Source organism: Hydrogenophaga sp. RWCD_12, assembly GCF_046604225.1.
Classification (GTDB): Bacteria; Pseudomonadota; Gammaproteobacteria; order Burkholderiales; family Burkholderiaceae_C; genus Hydrogenophaga.
On record NZ_JBKIXC010000004.1, the window covers coordinates 211967 to 228247 of the forward strand.

Here is a 16281-nt window from a genome sequence, read left to right on the forward strand (position 1 = left end):
ATCCGTTGTCACATGAGCCCAGAACATCGCATCGTTGACCTTGGCATCGAGCTACCGACCAGCAGCCGACCTGCGGGCAACTACGTTGCGGCCGTTCGATCTGGAACGCTCCTTTTCTTGTCTGGAAAGGCGCCTCTTCCCCTTCATGGCGTGTATCCGCGTGGTCGCCTGGGAAGCGAGTTCTCAACCGAAGACGGCTATGTGCTTGCACGGTCGGCGTGCACCGATCTGCTGGCCGCGACAAGGGCTGCGCTTGGGAGCCTCGACGAAGTGGTGCAGATTCTTGAGCTGCACGGATCGTTGAACACGACGCCGGACTTCGAGGACCATGCCCGGGTCCTCGACGGCGCATCCGATCTGCTGGTCGCGCTGTTTGGCCCCGCCGGCCTGCACGCCAGATCGGTTGTTGGTGTGACGTCCTTGCGCAACGGCGTTCCGCTGACTGTGAAAGCGACCATTCGCTGCAGGCCAGAGTGATCAGTGCCATCGTATCCACGGTTCTTTCGCGATCCAGTGTGCACCCGACAAACCCTAGAGACCACCAAGACCAATCTGGCGCCCAACGCCACGCTGACCCTTCGCCCCAACTGTGAGTGCTGCAATCGGGACTTACCCAACGAAAGTGTGGATGCCCGAATTTGCACTTTCGAATGCACCTTCTGCGTCGATTGCGCGGAGGTCAAGCTAAATGGCGTCTGCCCCAACTGCGGTGGAGAGTTGGTGCGTCGACCGAGGCGACCATCGGCGGCACTGTCCCGGCACCCGCAATCCACGGAGCGGATCTTCAAACCTACGGGTTGTGGCGAGGCACATCCACCTCATTCAACAGCCTCTCCGACAGGTTGAGTCGCATCCGCCTTGCAGCGGACTCGGATCAACGCTGGGACAGGCGGGCTGCCTGGAACCGGTGCCGTCGCGATCGAAGTAAACATAGCTGACGGAATCATCCCGAAGTGAGTCGGAAATGGCGCTTTCCGTCAAATGCGTATGCATGTGCAATCAGTTCCTTCCATTGCTTCATGCCTGCGGAAGGATGACCGGATGCGCCTGGGCACCCCAAGACATGTCGCTGCAGTAGCACAACAGCTTCAAGGATACGAACAAACATGCGCAAGGTTGGTTTCATCGGTATAGGGGTGATGGGCCAGCCGATGGCGGCAAACCTGATCGGTGCCGGTGTCGACCTGGTCATCTGGAATCGATCGCTGGAACGCTGCACGCCGCTTCAGGAACGCGGCGCCACAGTCGCAAAGTCCGCCCGGCAGGTGTTCGAACTCGCCGACATCGTGATCCTCATGCTGGCCAACGGCGGAGCAATGGACGAGGTCCTGGAGCGACGCCGGCCCGGATTCAACGACCTGGTGCGCAACCGCACGGTTATCCACATGGGAACCACATCGCCCGGATACTCAGCAGAGCTTGCTGCAGACGTGCGATCCGCCGGGGGCTTCTATGTGGAATGTCCGGTGTCCGGCTCACGCAAGCCCGCAGAGGCAGGTCAGCTCGTTGGCATGCTTGCAGGTGACCACGAGAGGGAACCCGCGCTTCGCGAGACGTTGGCGCCCATGTGCCAGCAGCTCTTCGTGTGCGGCGAGGTTCCGTCGGCGTTGCTGATGAAGCTGTCAGTCAACCTCTTCCTGATCACCATGGTGACCGGCCTGTGCGAGTCTTACCATTTCGCTGACAAGAACGGCCTAGACGTTCGCCTGCTGCAGGCCGTGCTCGACGCAGGACCGATGGCGAGCAGCGTGTCGAAGACCAAGTTGTCAAAGTTGGTGGAGCAGGACTTTTCCGTTCAGGCGTCGATCATTGACGTGCTCAAGAACGCGCAGCTGGTTTCAGAGGCGTCCAACAAGGCCCAGCTCGCGAGTCCGCTGATGGACGTGTGTCTGGACCTGTACAGCGAGACAGCCAGCAACGACGGTGGTGGACTCGATATGGCCGGGGTCGTCAGGGCGCTCGAAAGCCGGACCGGTTCACGCCAAGCCAGTGGCTCGGAAGCAGGCGATTCAGAGGTTTCACACGCGAGGAATAGACCATGAAACCCGTCTTCAGACTGCATCACTGGCTCAACTGCACCGTGTTGGTCATGCTGGGGGCAACGCATGTGATGGCATCTGCCGAGCGCCTACCCATGCCAAAGGGCAATGAGAACTTCGGCGCAGAGGCGCTCTCACGCGGAGTCTTCGCCACTGAACTGGAATGCTCCTCCGTATCCGTGGCGGTATGGGCTCGCACTGACACCGGAGAGGCGGAGTGCTTGCGCTACTGGGCCTATGGTCTGGCGGACGGGCCGAAAAATCCCCGCGCGCTGATCTACATTCCCGGTGATCAGCTCGCCTTCGACCAGCCAGCGCCGGGGTACACCAGCCTGAACCCTGGAAAGATGCAGTCATTGGTGGATGAGATGGCGCTGAAAGTTGGCGTCCCTTTGATCCTCGTTGCACGCCCAGGCACTTTCGGGTCCTCTGGCGAACACACGCAGCGCCGGCGAAGGCTGGAGCCACAACTTGTGTCCAACGCACTTGACGAGCTCAAGACGCGCCACGGAATCCAGGAGCTGACCTTGGTCGGTCTGAGCGGCGGAGGACACATTGTTGCGTCGCTGCTCGGATGGCGATCGGATATCACCTGCGCAGTACCAACCTCATCGGTCTCTTCGCCCAGACAGCGTTGGGAGGACATGGGAAGGACGACGGACCTGACCGGATACGCCGACTCCTACGAGCCGTTACCGCACTTGAGACGCGAAGTGATGAACCCCAAGCTGCGAGTGTTTGTGCTGGGCGATCCAAAGGACAGCAGCGTGAAATGGGCAACTCAGTTGCCAATCGCCGCTCGGCTGAAGGAATTGGGTGTCGGTGTCGAGGTCGTCACAGGGGAAGGTAGTGATACACAGCGACACGCCCTGGGCGCATCAGGTCGGCTGATCGGATCCCTGTGCCTCCTGGACCGGCCGACCGTGGAGATTCTGAATTTCGCGGCACACGGCCTGAAGGGTTGACCGAACTCGCACCGCACCGCAGGAATGCAACTGCACTCGGACGATGGCTGCAGCATGAAGCCAGTGTTGGAGGCTGCACTTTCGCATCCATTCATCCATCTCAGATGAGGACTTATGTCAAACGAAAAACCACCAGTTGCTTTGGTTGCCTCCGAAGTAGCCGTACGAAGCAGGCCGTCTGTGTATCCGGAGCCATTCGCTTCGCGTATGGCCGGACGAAACAAACGTCAACTGGGTGATGCCTTTCAACTCAAGAACTTTGGTGTCAACCTCACGACGCTGGCTCCCGGCGCAGTGTCTGCCCTCCGGCACGCGCACACCAGGCAAGATGAATTCGTCTTCGTACTGCAAGGCAATCCCACCCTTCACACAGACGAGGGTCGTCAACTGCTTTCGCCAGGAATGTGCGCAGGCTTCAAAGCGGGAACGGGCAATGGCCACCGTCTGATGAACGAGACCGCCGAAGAAGTCGTCTATCTCGAAGTCGGGGACAGATCGCAAGGAGACGAAGCCTCCTACCCTGACGACGATCTCATGGCCATGCTCGTCGAGGGCCAGTGGAAGTTCGCCCACCGCGATGGCACACCATATGGGTGACTCGAAAGCTATAAGCTCTAAAGATCGAATGGACCACGTACTCATCATCCATGCTGTCAAGGACTATGCAGCCTGGAAAAAAATCTTCGACGACGCTGCAACCATCCGCAAGGAAGCCGGTGAGCGGGAGTACTTCGTGCTGCGCGACGAAAACGACGCCAACAGGATCATCCACTTTTCAAGGTGGACTTCGATCTCCAAGGCCAAGGCCTTCTTTGAGTCACCGAGGCTGGTAGAGATTCGACGTCAGGCCGGAGTCGAGGCTCCGGAGTTCAACTACCTGCACCTCCTGGATCAGGGCATCCTGCAATGACTGTCGCGGTCATCGCCCAGACTGGATTCTTCACTCCCGCTCCACCAAACACAGGCGACCCGACGCCAGAGCCTGCATTGCTGCCGCGCCCGGGCACCTCAGAGCTGCAGTCTGACCGGCCTTGATGACGATGTCAGCGCGGCTGCCGTCTTGCGTGATCCAGAACACACCTTCCAAGCATTGGATGTCAAGGTAGCGCCGGAACGCGACCCGGATCAGTTCCCGATGAAGAACTTGTACATGGAACCTCTCGCCGCAGATGTTCACGTCAACCACTCCTCGAAAGACTTGTCGCAGCGGATACGAGTCACTGCAGTGAATGGCAGGCGGTTCACAGATCGATTCCCATTCCAGTACGTCATGACAAGATCTGGTCAACCACGAGCAGCGTCGCCTCCCCCTTCACCCGGGTCCTGTGAGATACGGACGTATCGACCTTGAAGAATTGGCCAGGCTGAAGAGCCACGCACCCATGTTCGGTGTCAAGCTGCACCGTTCCGGACACGACGAAGAAACACTCTGGTCCTTCAACATGCCTGTGAAACTCCGCCGACGTGTCGCGCATGACTCGAAATCGAAGATGTACGCCAGACATCTCAACCAGCTCTTGCGCGTACCAGGACTCCTTGTGGTCGACGCTGATCGCGTGGGTGTCGATGGGCTCATTCATATTCAAAATGTCCTTTTCCAGAGCGACGACCGCCAGTCGACCAACTCGCTGAAAGCCTCTGTGAGGGCCTCCACAGGTTCACGAGTGGGTGTCTGTGGCTAAACCTTGACGGCTCCAGCCCTATGCCTGCAGTTCGATGGACATAGCCACAGCCTCGCCACCACCGATACAGAGGGTCGCAACGCCTCGCTTGAGTCCACGGCCGCGAAGGGCATGCAGCAGCGTCACCAAGACGCGTGCTCCGGAAGCGCCAATGGGATGACCCAGGGCACAGGCACCACCGTTGACGTTGACGCGATCGTGGCTCAGTTTCAAATCCCTCATTGCGGCCATCACAACCACCGCGAACGCCTCGTTGATCTCGAACAGATCCACGTCCGATTCCTTCCAATTCGCTTTTTCCAGCGTTTTCTGAACAGCATCAATCGGCGCCAGCGTGAACTCCGCCGGCGCCCGGGCATGGGTGGCATGTGCTACCACTTTGGCCAGGATCGGCATACCCAAACGGTCGGCGTGGTCCCGCGTGCTCAGTACCAGCGCAGCAGCGCCGTCACTGTTGGCACTTGAACTGGCTGCCGTGATGGTCCCATCGGCACGAAACGCTGGGCGAAGGCCTGGAATCTTCTCCGGACTGATCTTCCCGGGAATTTCGTCGACCAGAACTTCAGAAGCCTTCGCACCCGACCCGACATTTACAGCTATGGTCTCCTCGGAAAATCGCCCGTTGGCGATTGCGTCCTGAGCCCGCCTGACCGTCTCCAACGCATAGACATCCTGCTCATCACGGGTGAAGCCGTAGGCAGTCGCGGTGTCTTCGCCGAAGGTACCCATAGAACGACCACGTTCGTAGGCGTCCTCCAGACCGTCCCTCATCAAGTGGTCGACAAAGGCGGCATGTCCCACCTTGTATCCTCCCCGCGCATTGGGCACCAGATAGGGCGCACCTGACATGCTCTCCATGCCACCCGCCACCACCAGTCTCGAACCGTCTAGGCGCAGCCCATCTGCAGCCAGCATGACGGACTTCAAGCCGCTGCCGCAGACCTTGTTCACCGTCGTCGCTGGTGTGGAAACCTGAAGTCCTGCAGCGATAGCGGCTTGTCGAGCCGGCGCCTGCCCCAGATTCGCACTCAGTACGCACCCCATCAAGACTTCATCGATCTCGTCGGGATTGGTACCAGACCGCTCAACGGCAGCCCTGATCGCCACGCCTCCAAGAACCGGCGAAGTCACGCTGGACAGCGCGCCCATGAACTTGCCAATCGGCGTGCGAACCGCAGAACAGATGACAACATCGTCACCTCGGTGCTCAGACATAAATGCTCCTGATCAAATGTTGGTGCGCGCATACCGCGTTGGTAGGTTCAATTTCTTGCTATTGGCGAGGCCTGTGGGCGGTGGAAGAATGCTCAGACAATTGATCTCTCAAGGGCGGCGCGCAGGACCAACGGGATGGCAACGGGACGCTTGCTTTCTGGCGAAACACAGACCTGCGTGAGGCGGGCTCGAAAGGCAAGCTCACCACCAAGCCGCCGCGCTGCAACGTCACAGCTGAAGGAGGTCTCTCCGACCGCGCTGCAAGTGACTTCAAGTTCGATGACGTCGTCCCAGGCGAGAGGCGACGCAAACTCCACGCTGATGGCCTTCGCCGGCGGCAAGATGCCCATCTCAAAGATCGTCCGAGCTGCCGGTGCTCCCAATATCCAGGACTGAAAGTCGAGAATGGACTCGACGACAAAGTGACATGCCCTAGGTGTGTAGATGGCACCCCCAGGGTCGCAATCGCCAAAAGCAACTGTTCGGCGCGACTTGAAGGGCAGCATCGATCGCGATTCAGCGTTCATCGCTTCAAGTGCTCTTGGCAGACAGATGCTGAAGATGGGCATAGCCTGCCATCTTGGCCAGATCGACAAGTCGAAGCGTGACCCCGTTTCCGCCCCACGCTCCATCTGGAACGTCATGAAGAATGACGGATGTGGCCAGTTGCCGCTGTTCGCTGAATGGCAACGACTCTTCAAGCGCTGAATGGATCAGTCGGTGGTAAAGCGCTCTGGACTTTTCGTCAAGCACGCCACTGGGCACATACACAATGACAATGCACGGGAGAACCTGGTGTGTCATGTCCGAGCCAGCGCAGACAAACATCCCTGTCTCAAGTTCTTCCAGACACACCCATGAGGTGAATCGTGCCTCTGGCCTATCTGGAATTTGCTCAGCAGTTGCAGCTGCCTCTGTCACGCGGCGGAGAAGCCTGGCCCGGGTTTGAGGTGGAAACGCACCCTTCGGCACTTTGATGAGAATGTTGGGCATGAGGCTGTGTCCGTTCATCGATACAGCACCATTGAGCCAGCGCTGCGCGATCTTCAACAGTGCGCCACAGGACACAAGTTGGGCGACTTGCGACAAGCGAGGCTCCTATCTGACCTGACACAGGCGCCCTATCCATCCTGCTCGCTCGATCGGCCGATATCGAGGCCTCGACCTCAAGGATGAGCTTCGTGACAGGCAAAACACAGCTTGTTGCCTTCGGGGTCTCTGACGTAGGCACCAAAGTAGTTCGCGTGATACTCCGGGCGCAGACCAGGAGCCCCCTCAGACACAGCGCCAAGGGCAAGTGTCAGGCGATGAACTTCTGCGACGGTTTGACGATCTTTGGCCAGGAACGCAACCATCTGACCGTTCCCGGCGTCGTGCTCCTGTTTGTCATATGGCGCGCCGATGATGAACAGCGGCCTCGGTTTTGGCTGAGACTGCCAACCGGCCCAAGGGCGACTCGCATCCACGAATCGAAGCGGCGCACCAAGTGCCTCCATCACCGGCTTGTAAAAGGCCAAGGCCCGGTCAAAGTCCTTTACGCCAACAAATATGTGCGAGAACACGTTCAACGGACCTTTCCGAGCTTGAGGTTTCTGTTGACGACGTTCAGTCGACAACGAAGAGCCTTGCGCCTGTCACCGTGCGCGATCGATGGGGTTCAGCACCGTCGGCAACCTGGTAGCTCATGCCAGGCTTCAGCAAGTACTTTCGGCCGTCCTCCAGTTCGGTTTCAAGTTCTCCGTCCAAGCACAGCAAGATGTGACCCTTCGTGCACCAATGGTCCGCCTCGTAGCCCCTTGAATACTCAATGAGGCGCACCCGGATGTTCCCGAAGTTCGCGGTGCGCCAAATGGCGGTACCGGTTGTGCCCTTGTGCTCCGTGCAAGGCACTGTCGTCCAGTCCGTCGTGCCAAAAGGTATGTCTTGCATGTTCATGACTTGCCTAACAGAGTTGTTTGGTCCGAAAAGACGATCAAGGCGATCGATACAACTTCAACACAATGGACACTGATTCAAGACGGATACTGACTCAGACGCAGGGTACAAAGCACCCTGATCACCGTAGTGCCCGACTCCGAGTGATTGACGCATCAGACCTCGTAGTAGGCATGTGAGCGGGAGACCAGTCCCTCGCGATTGAAGTGAAACACCTCGGCCACTCTCCGGTTGGCCGCGCCAACGTAGTGAATGACCAGGCTGTCAACGCCGATCAAGGTGCAAACATGAACGAAGGCAAGACTGGGGTACTTGGCAAGTGCCTTGACCCAATACCGGCGCACATCCTGCTTTCCCTTGATGCAGCCCTCTGATATTCCCGTAAGGAGGGCAATCACTGGCGAAGACATCTCGAACTCGTCGCTGTAGTGACTGAGTATTCGATCAATGTCGTGGGCGTTCCACGCTTCAAGCCATTCACTCGTAAAGCGGGCAGCCAGTTCGGGACTCACGGTTCAGATACCTCTTGCAGGTGATCACACGGCGGGGAGTGCCATGCGCTCATTCGAATCGACGAGTCACCAATGGGCAAGGGCCAAAACCGCATTTTTGGAAGCTGTTTCGGACATCGACCCGATGTCTCCAAGTCTGGCAGCCAGCTGTAGCTGTCCGAATTGGCACGAAGGGCGTCTGGCTTGTCACTTGAGCGAGATCAAAACCTCACGTTCAATGGTCTGCATTGTCCGCGTTCAACGCACGCCTTCGCCCGGGAGCCCCCATGATCATTTCGCGACCCATCCGCACCATCGCCTCTGTCGCCGTCTCATGGCTACCTGTATTTGCCGCCGCCGGCGACTTTCGACTTCACAGCGAGCACCTTCGTCACGGCGAGCGTCTTGCTGTGGCACAGGTCTTTGACGGTTTTGGTTGCACTGGCAGCAACCGGTCGCCGGTCTTGCGTTGGAGCTCTGCACCAGCCGGCACCAAGAGCTTTGCCATCACCATGTACGACCCTGACGCTCCGACAGGCAGCGGATGGTGGCACTGGCTGGTCTACAACATTCCGGGCGGGGACAACGCCATTGCCGAAGGGGCGGGTGCGCTGGATGGCGCCGCCCTTCCGCAGGGCGCCAAGATGGGGCGCAATGACTTTGGTGCGTACGCATATGGTGGAGCGTGCCCGCCGCCAGGAAGTCGCGCCCACCGCTATCTGTTCTCCGTCCACGCTCTGAAGGTCGAAAAAATCGATCTGCCCGTCGATGCCAGCGCGGCAATGATCGGGTTCATGATCAACAGCAACAGCCTCGCCACGGCGCGAATCGTGGCCACATTCGAGCGACCTGCCCGATAGATTGGCAAGTCGAGAGCCAGCGATTGCCAACAAGCACCGATGGCTATTGAGAGCAGTTCATGAACAGTCTCTGGTTCCGACTCTCAAATCTCGCACTTGAAGCATGCTGATTGCTCAGCTTTCAGACTTGCACGTTCGGCCTGGGGACCAGCTCTACGGTGGCGCTGTCAACTCGAATGCCCAACTGAGCCGTGCTGTAGATCATCTGCACAGCCTGGACAGGCGCCCTGACCTCGTCATCGTGTCAGGGGACCTTGTGGACGAAGGTCGCCCGGAAGAATACTTTGAAGCGGCCAAGGCGCTTGGGAGACTGGCCATTCCGTTCCTGATCGCGCCCGGCAATCACGATGATCGGGCCAATCTCAGACGCGCTTTCCGCTCGCATGACTACCTGCCTGCTGCGGGTCCCATGAACTACTGCATCGATGACCACGATCTGCGCATCGTTGTATTGGATACCTGCAAAGCCGGCTCGCATCATGGCGAGTTAGAGGAATCGACACTGTCCTGGCTGGAGCTCACGCTGTTGACCAATCGTGAGAAGCCAACGCTGGTGGTGATGCACCACCCACCCTTCACCTGCGGAATTCCATACCTTGACCGCTACAGACTCCTGGACTCAGGAAAGCTGGCGAATCTTCTGATCGGGTTCGACAACATAGAGGCCGTGCTTTGCGGACATGTCCACAGGACGATGGTGAGACGATGGGCCGGAACCGTGGTCATCACGTGCCCAAGTACGACAACGGAGATTGCACTTCAAATGGCGCAAAACGCTCAACCCCAGTCCTATTCGGGTCCGAGATCATATCTGTTGCACCGATGGTCGAGGAGTGAGCGTTTGGTCACGCATCTTGTGCACACAAATCACGACGCAGGACCCTACCCGTTCTTCTAGCAACAGGTCCCCTTCGCCAGGACCAGATAGTCAGCGGCTGTGCGCCCAAACATAGCTAACGCTTGCGCGGTGGGTTGGCCTTCGGCACGGGACCCTTCTTGGGTATCTCGTTCTCGGACAAGGGAGCCAATCGTGTCTCCATTGCACCCAACAGCAGCTCTGACTCACGCTTGATCCAGAGAGCCACCGTTTCGACGTCTCGATGCGGTTCTGACGGGGAGCGAATGAGCCAGTAGGCGTGATCCAATTCGTGATTGACCTTGAAGTGCGGCAACGCCACCAGCCGTCCGTCGGCCAACATCGGCTCGATCAATGCCACGCGCCCCACTGCGACGCCCTGCCCCGCCACTGCCGCCTGTATGACCTGCTCATACTGGTTGAATCGCATGATTGCCCGCGGTCGTATGGAGGACAGCCCCGCAGCCGCAAGCATCTGCGACCAGTGCATCCAAGGGCGCCGAGGTTCGTCGAAGTCCAGCAAGACATTTTTGCGAATGATTTCGGACGACTCTCTTTGGGTGACGGTCAATGAAGGATGACAGACCGCGAGCAGGTGCTCGCCAAAGAGTCGCTCGGCACCTGGCGGCGCGGACGCCTCGGAGCAATAGCGAACGGCCAAATCGATGCCCTCAGCCTTGAGATCCAGGACCCTGTTGCTCGCAGCAATGCGGACGTCGATCGCACGATGTTGATCCTGGAGCATGCTGAGGCGAGGAAGCAGCCACAACGCAGCCACGCCGGTGCTGAGAGTGATCGTGACAGGCCGGCGTTGTTGGCGCGTATCCAGCGTACCGATCACGTCCTGCAGCTGCTGTACCGACACGTCAGCGATGCGGAAGAGCCGCTCACCTTCACCGGTGAACTGAAGCGAGCGGTAGCCTCGCGCGAAGAGCTTGACCCCAAGCACCTCTTCGAGTGCATGCACCTGTCGGCTAACAGCCGATTGAGTTAGGCAGAGATCCTGCGCCGCGAGGGTGATGCTCATGCGGCGACCTACGGCCACGAACCCACGCACAAGATCCAGGGATGGCAGGCGGACGATCGAAACTGACATGCACAGTCCTTACGTGACCAACGGTGAATGAGTGCCTCAGGATAGCAGTCGAATGCGGCCTTGCCACTTGTGTTGTCGCTCCCCGCACTTGGTTTTCTTCTATTCGTAGAGACGCGAATCGCTAGCATTGATCGCAGTTCGATGACTGTCAAAAAACGCCCGTGACACGTCGATTCGGACACTGGCACGCGGCCCATGCGTGCGCTGAAATCGAACTCGGACATATGCAAGGCCAGACCTCCCGGGGAAGCCGCCTGATGCGCGCCCATCTTTCACTACCTGGATCAATCCATGCCCAACCGCAACCTCGCCGAGCACGACCCACTTGAGGACTTCCAAGCCCGCGAAATCACGCTCAACGGACTGAGCAAACGCGTGCATGTTGCCGGCAGCGGACCGGCTGTGATTGTCATGACGGAGATGCCAGGCATCAGCCCACACGTCGCGCGCTTCAGCCGCTGGGTCCGCGATGCTGGATTTACGGTCTACATGCCATCCCTCTTCGGCCGCGACGGAATGGTCGCCACCGCGGAAGAAGGCGAGCAGGTGATGCATCGAGCTTGCGTCAGCGCAGAGTTCAGAGCCTTTGCCAACAAAAAGGGACCTAACCAGGCGAGCCCGGTGACGCAATGGCTGCGCGCCTTGGCTCGCATGGCACACGGCGAATGCGCTGGCCCTGGGGTCGGTGCCATAGGCATGTGCTTCACAGGCAACTTTGCACTCACGATGATGCTGGAACCATCGATGTTGGCACCCGTGCTGTCGCAGCCGTCCCTGCCCTTTGACGATCCGGGGGGGCTCGAGATCGGGCCGGATGACCTGACCGCGGTTGGAGAGCGTCTGCAGCGTGAGGATCTGACTGTTCTGGCCTACCGTTTCGAGGGCGACCGCTACTGCAAGGCTGAGCGCTTTGCCGCCTATTCCGCTGCACTGGGGGACCGGTTTGTGGCTCGGATCCTTCCGGACACCGCAGCCCGCAAGACGGGACTTTCGCCCTTCTTCGAGAAGGTGGTTGCAAGTCCACACAGTGTCGTCACTGCGCACCTTATCGACGAGGCGGGACAACCCACCATTGCTGCGCGGGACGAGATCCTGAGCTTCTTCAAGCAACGCCTCCTCTAGCCCCCCTGTCCCATCGGCGCAACCCAAGGAGCATCCACTTGAGCGACTCATCTTCCACGTCCGCTGTGACGACGAAGCGGCCATCACCCAGCCAGGTCTTTCACTTCCTGACCCATCCGCGACGGGTGCCGCCATCGCCAGAGAACCAAGCTGCCCTTGCGGGCGCAACGCGCCTTGAGGTCATCCATCGAGGGCTCAGGCTGGCCGTCTGGGCCTGGGGCAAGGGCCCACCCGTGCTTCTGCTCCATGGCTGGGAGAGCCATGCTGGCTACATGGCCGGCTTTGTAGCGCCACTGATTCAAGCGGGATTCAGCGTCTATGCACTGGACGCACCGGGGCACGGAGAGTCAGACGGATCGGCAACGGACGCCGTCGATTTCGGCCGCGCCGTGCTGAGCGCGGTGGAGTCGCTGGGCATGCCTCACGCCATCATCGGTCACTCCGTGGGCTCGGCCGCGGCCCTCTTCGCATTCAGTCGCGGCGCCACTGTTCGCGCGAGCGTTCACTTGGCAGGCCCGTCATCAATGGAACGGGTATTGCGTCGAGGTTGCGTATCAGCAGGCCTCGACGAGTCGGGCACACAGCAGGTCCTCGACAATATGGTGGACCAGATCGGTGAACCGCTCGCAACCATGGACCTGGAACAACTGCTGCCGGGACTAAAGCATCGCTCGCTTATCCTGCATGATGCCGAGGACATGGAGATTCCATTCTCAGAGAGCGCTCAACTGGCACAGGTTTGGCAGGGTTCGACTCTCGAAGTGGTGGCACGCCTTGGCCATCGGCGAATACTGCGGTCACCCATGGTCGTGCAACGCGTGGTGACATTCCTCAGGGCGACCGAAATCAACGCTGGATCACGTCTGCATCAGAATGAGCTCCATCGATGATTCAGTGGCTTAGAGCGTACCGCTGCCGCTGAGGAATGGGTGTGAGAAGCAGAAGAAGTCAGTAGTCCAGACTTCGCAAGCATTCGACCATGCCCCAAAAGCCAGTGGCGGACATTCGAATGCAGATTGCAGAGGCGCCGTTGTTGTTCCTACGGAAATCATATGCACATTCAGCCACTGTTTGCGATCACCGATCTTGAAGAGCTGCATCAGCACATGCGTGACTATCCGCTTGCGACCACTGTTGTGGCCAGCGCGGGAGGCTTGGAGATCAACCTGCTGCCGCTGGATCTATGCACAAACGGCCCCTTTGGGACACTTTCAGGTCATGTTGCTCGATCTCACTCGCTCTGGTCCGAGGGCTGCAAGAAATGCGAAGCCACTGTGATCTTCCAAAGCCCTAACGCATACATCTCTCCGCGTTGGTACGTCAGTGGGCAAACCACGGGGCGCAACGCGCCAAGTTGGAACTACGTTGCTGTGCAAGCGCGCGGAACGCTCCGCTTTGTAGAGGGATCCGAATGGATGGCAGCACATCTCAACAGACTAACAGCCGCTCAAGAGGACAAGCGCCCGCAACCGTGGTCAATGGCCGAAGCATCACCTGATTTTCTAACCCAGACGGCACATCGTCTCGTCGGTTTTGAAATCGAAATCAGGGAGCTGGTGGGCAAGAAGTTTCTCTCGCAACAACGCACCGAAGCAGACAGATCAAATCTTGTGAGCAGTTTGATGCTTGACATGGCCCCCGGTTCACGGGCAATTGCATCCCTCATCAAACCATAACCAACCTGCCGCAAGCTATGGGATGGCGACAGTCGACCCGGGACGAAATCGACTTGGACTGGCTCCCGCGACACGCACCATCAGACGGCGCAGTGCTGTCGCGTCCTGATACCCAACTGCACTGGCTACCTGCTCGACCGTCATGCGACTCGACTCCAACAAGGTCCTCGCACGGCGCTGCCGGACACTCTGCAGGAGCGCCATGGGGCTCCTTCCAGTAGCACGCTTCACATAGCGGGCCAGCGTGCGCTCAGACATGCAAAACTCCCGGGCAAGTTCTCCTACCGAAGGAGGATCCGGCAGGGCTGACTCAACGCGGGCCACCAGGCGGCCTATCAGGTCGTCACCGTTGGCATAGACCTCGGGCACGATGTAGGACGCCTGAGCCTGCCGTCCATCAATCAAGAGTGCGCGAGAAACAGCATCGGCCAAAGAGTTGCCAGACAAGGCACGCAACAGGTGCAGCATCAAATCGGTCTGTGCAAACGCTGCGCCGGCAGTCAATACAAGACCATCGGCACACACCATGCGATCCGCATCGACTCTGCAGTCAGGGACAAGTCTCTGAAGCTCCTTGGCGAGCCACCAGGCCGTGGTTGCCCGCTTGCCGGAAAGCAGTCCCGCAGCCTGGAGCACGAACACGCCCGAGCAAGACGCAGCAACCCCCCCACCCGCTGAAGCATGCAGCCGTATTGCGTCTACGGCACGCTTCGTATCTGCCTGCGCAAAGAACTGATGAATGGCTTTCGGGCTGTCCAGGCCTAGGCCAGGGACGATCCATAGCGACCCATCCTCACCGTTCTGATCGTCAAGCCGCTCTGTGTCAACGCTCATGCCGTCCTGAAGTGCAAGGGTTCCACCGCGAACTGAAGACATGCGCCAGCTCGGAACGGGGACACCAAGACGTGGAGCAAGCTTGCGGGCTGCACTCAGGATGTTGACCGTCGCCGCTACGCTGGATGCAAACGCGCCCTCGAGAACCAGTACGGTGAAATCGTTCATTGGCTGAAACTGCCTTGTGGGTGTCGGGTTCAACTCTTTTTCTCCTTGTGAGGTCAGATCGATACTCGATGGGTCAGTGACCGAACACGCACTTCGTTGACTCACTGCGCCAGTGTTCTCTTTCAACCGATCCCGGAAGCAACCCGTGTTTGATGAGACGTACTTCAATCAACTTGGCGATGGCTATCTTCCCGGGCTCCTTGGCCTGGTGATCACTGACATTCGAAAGCTGGAGATCGACTCGCTGCTCACTCTGAACCGAAGCCTGCTGGCGCCAAACGGCTATCTGCATGCAGGCACCCTCGTCGCCATGGCGGACACGACGGCAGGGTATGGATGCGTCGCGAACTTGCCCGCGGGCGCCGAGAGCTTCACGACGATCGAGACCAAATCGAACCACCTAGGCACCGCTCGGGAAGGTAATGTTCTTTGCGCCGCGCGGTGCGTACACGCTGGGCGAAACACGCAGGTGTGGGACGCAGAGGTGGTCCATCAGGAATCCGGAAAACGGATCTGCGTATTCAGATGTACCCAGATGATCCTTTGGCCGCGCTGAGCGGCAGGATCGAAGCAAATAGAAGGTCACGTTGATCATGTAGCGGACAAACACATGCGGCATGCAAATTGTCTCGTTACAGAGCGTTGTCGTCGAATGCGTGTTCGTCATGTTGACATACCGTCAACGCGAGTCAGCCACCAGGCACACCATGGCAATGCAGGCAAAAGTCAATGGGTTGGAATTCGATGAACCGCGATTTCTCCATCGCAGCGCACAAAGACGCGAGTGACATCGCAGCCCTCGTCAATCGTGCATACAGACCAGTGGCAGGGACGGGTGGATGGACTCACGAGACCGAGTGGATCCGTGGCTCGAGAACATCTGAACATCAGGTCATCGCATCGATGAACAGCGGATCAGTGATGCTCATCCGCCGCCAGGCGGATTCGATCATCGCCTGTGTGCAGGTATCTTTTGTCGGTTCTGTGGCATGTATCGGAATGCTTGCCACGGATCCAGGGCTTCAGGGCATAGGTCACGGAAAGCTGATGCTGGAAGACGCTGAGCAGTACGCAAAGCAGTCGGGTGCAGCCACCACCTTGCAGATCAGTGTGATTGAGTGCCGAACTGAGTTGGTTGCGTTCTATGAACGGCGCGGCTACAGGCGCACGGGGAGAAGCAGTGCCTACCCCCTCAGTGGTGAGTTCGGGGTCCCCTTCGTCGGTGGGGTAAAGGTACTTGAGATGACCAAGGCGATTCGGATTTGAGTTCAACCTCCCCCTACGCAAACTTGCGCCGGTCACGCCGATTTCGCAAGCCGGACCCCTCCAGAGACCTCAACCT

The 16281-nt window shown here is 58.9% G+C and carries 23 protein-coding genes; 13 read left to right on the forward strand and 10 right to left on the reverse strand.

The features are described 5' to 3' along the window. Window positions 1–12 precede the first annotated feature (12 nt). The 6 genes from ACLIJ1_RS16415 (at window position 13) to ACLIJ1_RS16440 (ending at window position 3914) form a co-directional block, all read left to right on the forward strand. A complete protein-coding gene (locus ACLIJ1_RS16415; protein ID WP_411366614.1) occupies window positions 13–477 on the forward strand; it encodes a RidA family protein in 465 nt (154 codons plus the stop codon). 93 nt (window positions 478–570) lie between these two features. Beyond that, the gene (locus ACLIJ1_RS16420) at window positions 571–846 is read left to right on the forward strand and encodes a DUF1272 domain-containing protein (protein ID WP_411367024.1); all 276 of its coding nucleotides are present in this window, start codon (window positions 571–573) and stop codon (window positions 844–846) included. Between the two features lie 260 nt (window positions 847–1106). Next, window positions 1107–2042 (forward strand): NAD(P)-dependent oxidoreductase, encoded by a 936-nt coding sequence (locus tag ACLIJ1_RS16425; RefSeq protein WP_411366615.1) that lies wholly within the window; start codon window positions 1107–1109, stop codon window positions 2040–2042. Beyond that, complete coding sequence (locus ACLIJ1_RS16430) at window positions 2039–3004, forward strand: hypothetical protein (protein ID WP_411366616.1); 966 nt, start codon at window positions 2039–2041, stop codon at window positions 3002–3004. Before ACLIJ1_RS16425 ends, ACLIJ1_RS16430 begins: the two co-directional genes overlap by 4 nt. 207 nt (window positions 3005–3211) lie before the next feature. After that, the gene (locus ACLIJ1_RS16435) at window positions 3212–3601 is read left to right on the forward strand and encodes a cupin domain-containing protein (protein ID WP_411366617.1); all 390 of its coding nucleotides are present in this window, start codon (window positions 3212–3214) and stop codon (window positions 3599–3601) included. A gap of 28 nt (window positions 3602–3629) precedes the next feature. After that, on the forward strand, window positions 3630–3914 hold the full coding sequence (locus ACLIJ1_RS16440) for a putative quinol monooxygenase (protein ID WP_411366618.1): 285 nt from the start codon (window positions 3630–3632) through the stop codon (window positions 3912–3914). Between the two features lie 30 nt (window positions 3915–3944). Here the strand turns inward: ACLIJ1_RS16440 and ACLIJ1_RS16445 are convergent, their stop codons facing one another. The 8 genes from ACLIJ1_RS16445 to ACLIJ1_RS16480 form a co-directional block, all read right to left on the reverse strand. Then, a complete protein-coding gene (locus ACLIJ1_RS16445; protein ID WP_411366619.1) occupies window positions 3945–4190 on the reverse strand; it encodes a DUF2917 domain-containing protein in 246 nt (81 codons plus the stop codon). Window positions 4191–4272: 82 nt separating this feature from the next. Further along, window positions 4273–4584, reverse strand: a complete 312-nt coding sequence (locus ACLIJ1_RS16450; RefSeq protein ID WP_411366620.1) for a cupin domain-containing protein — start codon at window positions 4582–4584, stop codon at window positions 4273–4275. Window positions 4585–4704: 120 nt separating this feature from the next. Continuing rightward, window positions 4705–5901 carry a thiolase family protein gene (locus ACLIJ1_RS16455; RefSeq protein WP_411366621.1) on the reverse strand — a complete coding sequence of 399 codons (1197 nt, stop codon included), beginning with the start codon at window positions 5899–5901 and terminating at the stop codon, window positions 4705–4707. 92 nt (window positions 5902–5993) lie between these two features. Continuing rightward, window positions 5994–6428 (reverse strand): acyl-CoA thioesterase, encoded by a 435-nt coding sequence (locus ACLIJ1_RS16460; RefSeq protein ID WP_411366622.1) that lies wholly within the window; start codon window positions 6426–6428, stop codon window positions 5994–5996. Between the two features lie 4 nt (window positions 6429–6432). Beyond that, complete coding sequence (locus ACLIJ1_RS16465) at window positions 6433–6990, reverse strand: tautomerase family protein (protein ID WP_411366623.1); 558 nt, start codon at window positions 6988–6990, stop codon at window positions 6433–6435. A 77-nt stretch (window positions 6991–7067) separates the two neighbouring features. Then, a complete protein-coding gene (locus ACLIJ1_RS16470) occupies window positions 7068–7463 on the reverse strand; it encodes a VOC family protein (RefSeq protein WP_411367025.1) in 396 nt (131 codons plus the stop codon). 43 nt (window positions 7464–7506) lie between these two features. Continuing rightward, on the reverse strand, window positions 7507–7836 hold the full coding sequence (locus ACLIJ1_RS16475; RefSeq protein WP_411366624.1) for a DHCW motif cupin fold protein: 330 nt from the start codon (window positions 7834–7836) through the stop codon (window positions 7507–7509). A gap of 155 nt (window positions 7837–7991) precedes the next feature. Further along, a complete protein-coding gene (locus ACLIJ1_RS16480; RefSeq protein WP_411366625.1) occupies window positions 7992–8348 on the reverse strand; it encodes a nuclear transport factor 2 family protein in 357 nt (118 codons plus the stop codon). Window positions 8349–8614: 266 nt separating this feature from the next. On the opposite strand from ACLIJ1_RS16480, the gene ACLIJ1_RS16485 reads away from it, so the two are divergent. After that, the gene (locus tag ACLIJ1_RS16485; RefSeq protein WP_411366626.1) at window positions 8615–9187 is read left to right on the forward strand and encodes a YbhB/YbcL family Raf kinase inhibitor-like protein; all 573 of its coding nucleotides are present in this window, start codon (window positions 8615–8617) and stop codon (window positions 9185–9187) included. Between the two features lie 103 nt (window positions 9188–9290). Then, complete coding sequence (locus ACLIJ1_RS16490; protein ID WP_411366627.1) at window positions 9291–10085, forward strand: phosphodiesterase; 795 nt, start codon at window positions 9291–9293, stop codon at window positions 10083–10085. Between the two features lie 55 nt (window positions 10086–10140). On the opposite strand, the gene ACLIJ1_RS16495 is transcribed toward ACLIJ1_RS16490, so the two are convergent. Further along, window positions 10141–11139, reverse strand: coding sequence for a LysR substrate-binding domain-containing protein (locus ACLIJ1_RS16495; protein ID WP_411366628.1), 999 nt, complete (start codon window positions 11137–11139; stop codon window positions 10141–10143). A 291-nt stretch (window positions 11140–11430) separates the two neighbouring features. On the opposite strand from ACLIJ1_RS16495, the gene ACLIJ1_RS16500 reads away from it, so the two are divergent. The 3 genes from ACLIJ1_RS16500 (at window position 11431) to ACLIJ1_RS16510 (ending at window position 13937) form a co-directional block, all read left to right on the forward strand. Then, entirely contained in the window at window positions 11431–12261 is an 831-nt protein-coding gene (locus ACLIJ1_RS16500; protein WP_411366629.1) for a dienelactone hydrolase family protein, read from the forward strand. A gap of 38 nt (window positions 12262–12299) precedes the next feature. Continuing rightward, window positions 12300–13151, forward strand: coding sequence for an alpha/beta fold hydrolase (locus ACLIJ1_RS16505; protein WP_411366630.1), 852 nt, complete (start codon window positions 12300–12302; stop codon window positions 13149–13151). A gap of 162 nt (window positions 13152–13313) precedes the next feature. Next, a complete protein-coding gene (locus tag ACLIJ1_RS16510) occupies window positions 13314–13937 on the forward strand; it encodes an FMN-binding negative transcriptional regulator (protein ID WP_411366631.1) in 624 nt (207 codons plus the stop codon). A gap of 15 nt (window positions 13938–13952) precedes the next feature. Here ACLIJ1_RS16510 and ACLIJ1_RS16515 read toward each other — a convergent pair whose 3' ends face one another. Further along, on the reverse strand, window positions 13953–14939 hold the full coding sequence (locus ACLIJ1_RS16515) for a GlxA family transcriptional regulator (RefSeq protein ID WP_411366632.1): 987 nt from the start codon (window positions 14937–14939) through the stop codon (window positions 13953–13955). 145 nt (window positions 14940–15084) lie between these two features. Here ACLIJ1_RS16515 and ACLIJ1_RS16520 point away from each other — a divergent pair, with 145 nt between their 5' ends. Further along, window positions 15085–15495, forward strand: coding sequence for a PaaI family thioesterase (locus ACLIJ1_RS16520; RefSeq protein ID WP_411366633.1), 411 nt, complete (start codon window positions 15085–15087; stop codon window positions 15493–15495). Between the two features lie 188 nt (window positions 15496–15683). After that, window positions 15684–16205 (forward strand): GNAT family N-acetyltransferase, encoded by a 522-nt coding sequence (locus tag ACLIJ1_RS16525; RefSeq protein WP_411366634.1) that lies wholly within the window; start codon window positions 15684–15686, stop codon window positions 16203–16205. The last annotated feature ends 76 nt before the right edge of the window (window positions 16206–16281 follow it).

Coding starts and splice junctions, on each gene's coding strand:
- ACLIJ1_RS16425 (WP_411366615.1), top strand. CDS start 1,107: ATGCGCAAGGTTGGTTTCATCGGTATAGGGGTGATGGGCCAGCCGATG.
- ACLIJ1_RS16450 (WP_411366620.1), bottom strand. CDS start 4,584: ATGAATGAGCCCATCGACACCCACGCGATCAGCGTCGACCACAAGGAG.
- ACLIJ1_RS16525 (WP_411366634.1), top strand. CDS start 15,684: ATGAACCGCGATTTCTCCATCGCAGCGCACAAAGACGCGAGTGACATC.
- ACLIJ1_RS16435 (WP_411366617.1), top strand. CDS start 3,212: ATGGCCGGACGAAACAAACGTCAACTGGGTGATGCCTTTCAACTCAAG.
- ACLIJ1_RS16455 (WP_411366621.1), bottom strand. CDS start 5,901: ATGTCTGAGCACCGAGGTGACGATGTTGTCATCTGTTCTGCGGTTCGC.
- ACLIJ1_RS16495 (WP_411366628.1), bottom strand. CDS start 11,139: ATGTCAGTTTCGATCGTCCGCCTGCCATCCCTGGATCTTGTGCGTGGG.
- ACLIJ1_RS16485 (WP_411366626.1), top strand. CDS start 8,615: ATGATCATTTCGCGACCCATCCGCACCATCGCCTCTGTCGCCGTCTCA.
- ACLIJ1_RS16500 (WP_411366629.1), top strand. CDS start 11,431: ATGCCCAACCGCAACCTCGCCGAGCACGACCCACTTGAGGACTTCCAA.
- ACLIJ1_RS16490 (WP_411366627.1), top strand. CDS start 9,291: ATGCTGATTGCTCAGCTTTCAGACTTGCACGTTCGGCCTGGGGACCAG.
- ACLIJ1_RS16415 (WP_411366614.1), top strand. CDS start 13: ATGAGCCCAGAACATCGCATCGTTGACCTTGGCATCGAGCTACCGACC.
- ACLIJ1_RS16430 (WP_411366616.1), top strand. CDS start 2,039: ATGAAACCCGTCTTCAGACTGCATCACTGGCTCAACTGCACCGTGTTG.
- ACLIJ1_RS16440 (WP_411366618.1), top strand. CDS start 3,630: ATGGACCACGTACTCATCATCCATGCTGTCAAGGACTATGCAGCCTGG.
- ACLIJ1_RS16510 (WP_411366631.1), top strand. CDS start 13,314: ATGCACATTCAGCCACTGTTTGCGATCACCGATCTTGAAGAGCTGCAT.
- ACLIJ1_RS16460 (WP_411366622.1), bottom strand. CDS start 6,428: ATGAACGCTGAATCGCGATCGATGCTGCCCTTCAAGTCGCGCCGAACA.
- ACLIJ1_RS16475 (WP_411366624.1), bottom strand. CDS start 7,836: ATGAACATGCAAGACATACCTTTTGGCACGACGGACTGGACGACAGTG.
- ACLIJ1_RS16515 (WP_411366632.1), bottom strand. CDS start 14,939: ATGAACGATTTCACCGTACTGGTTCTCGAGGGCGCGTTTGCATCCAGC.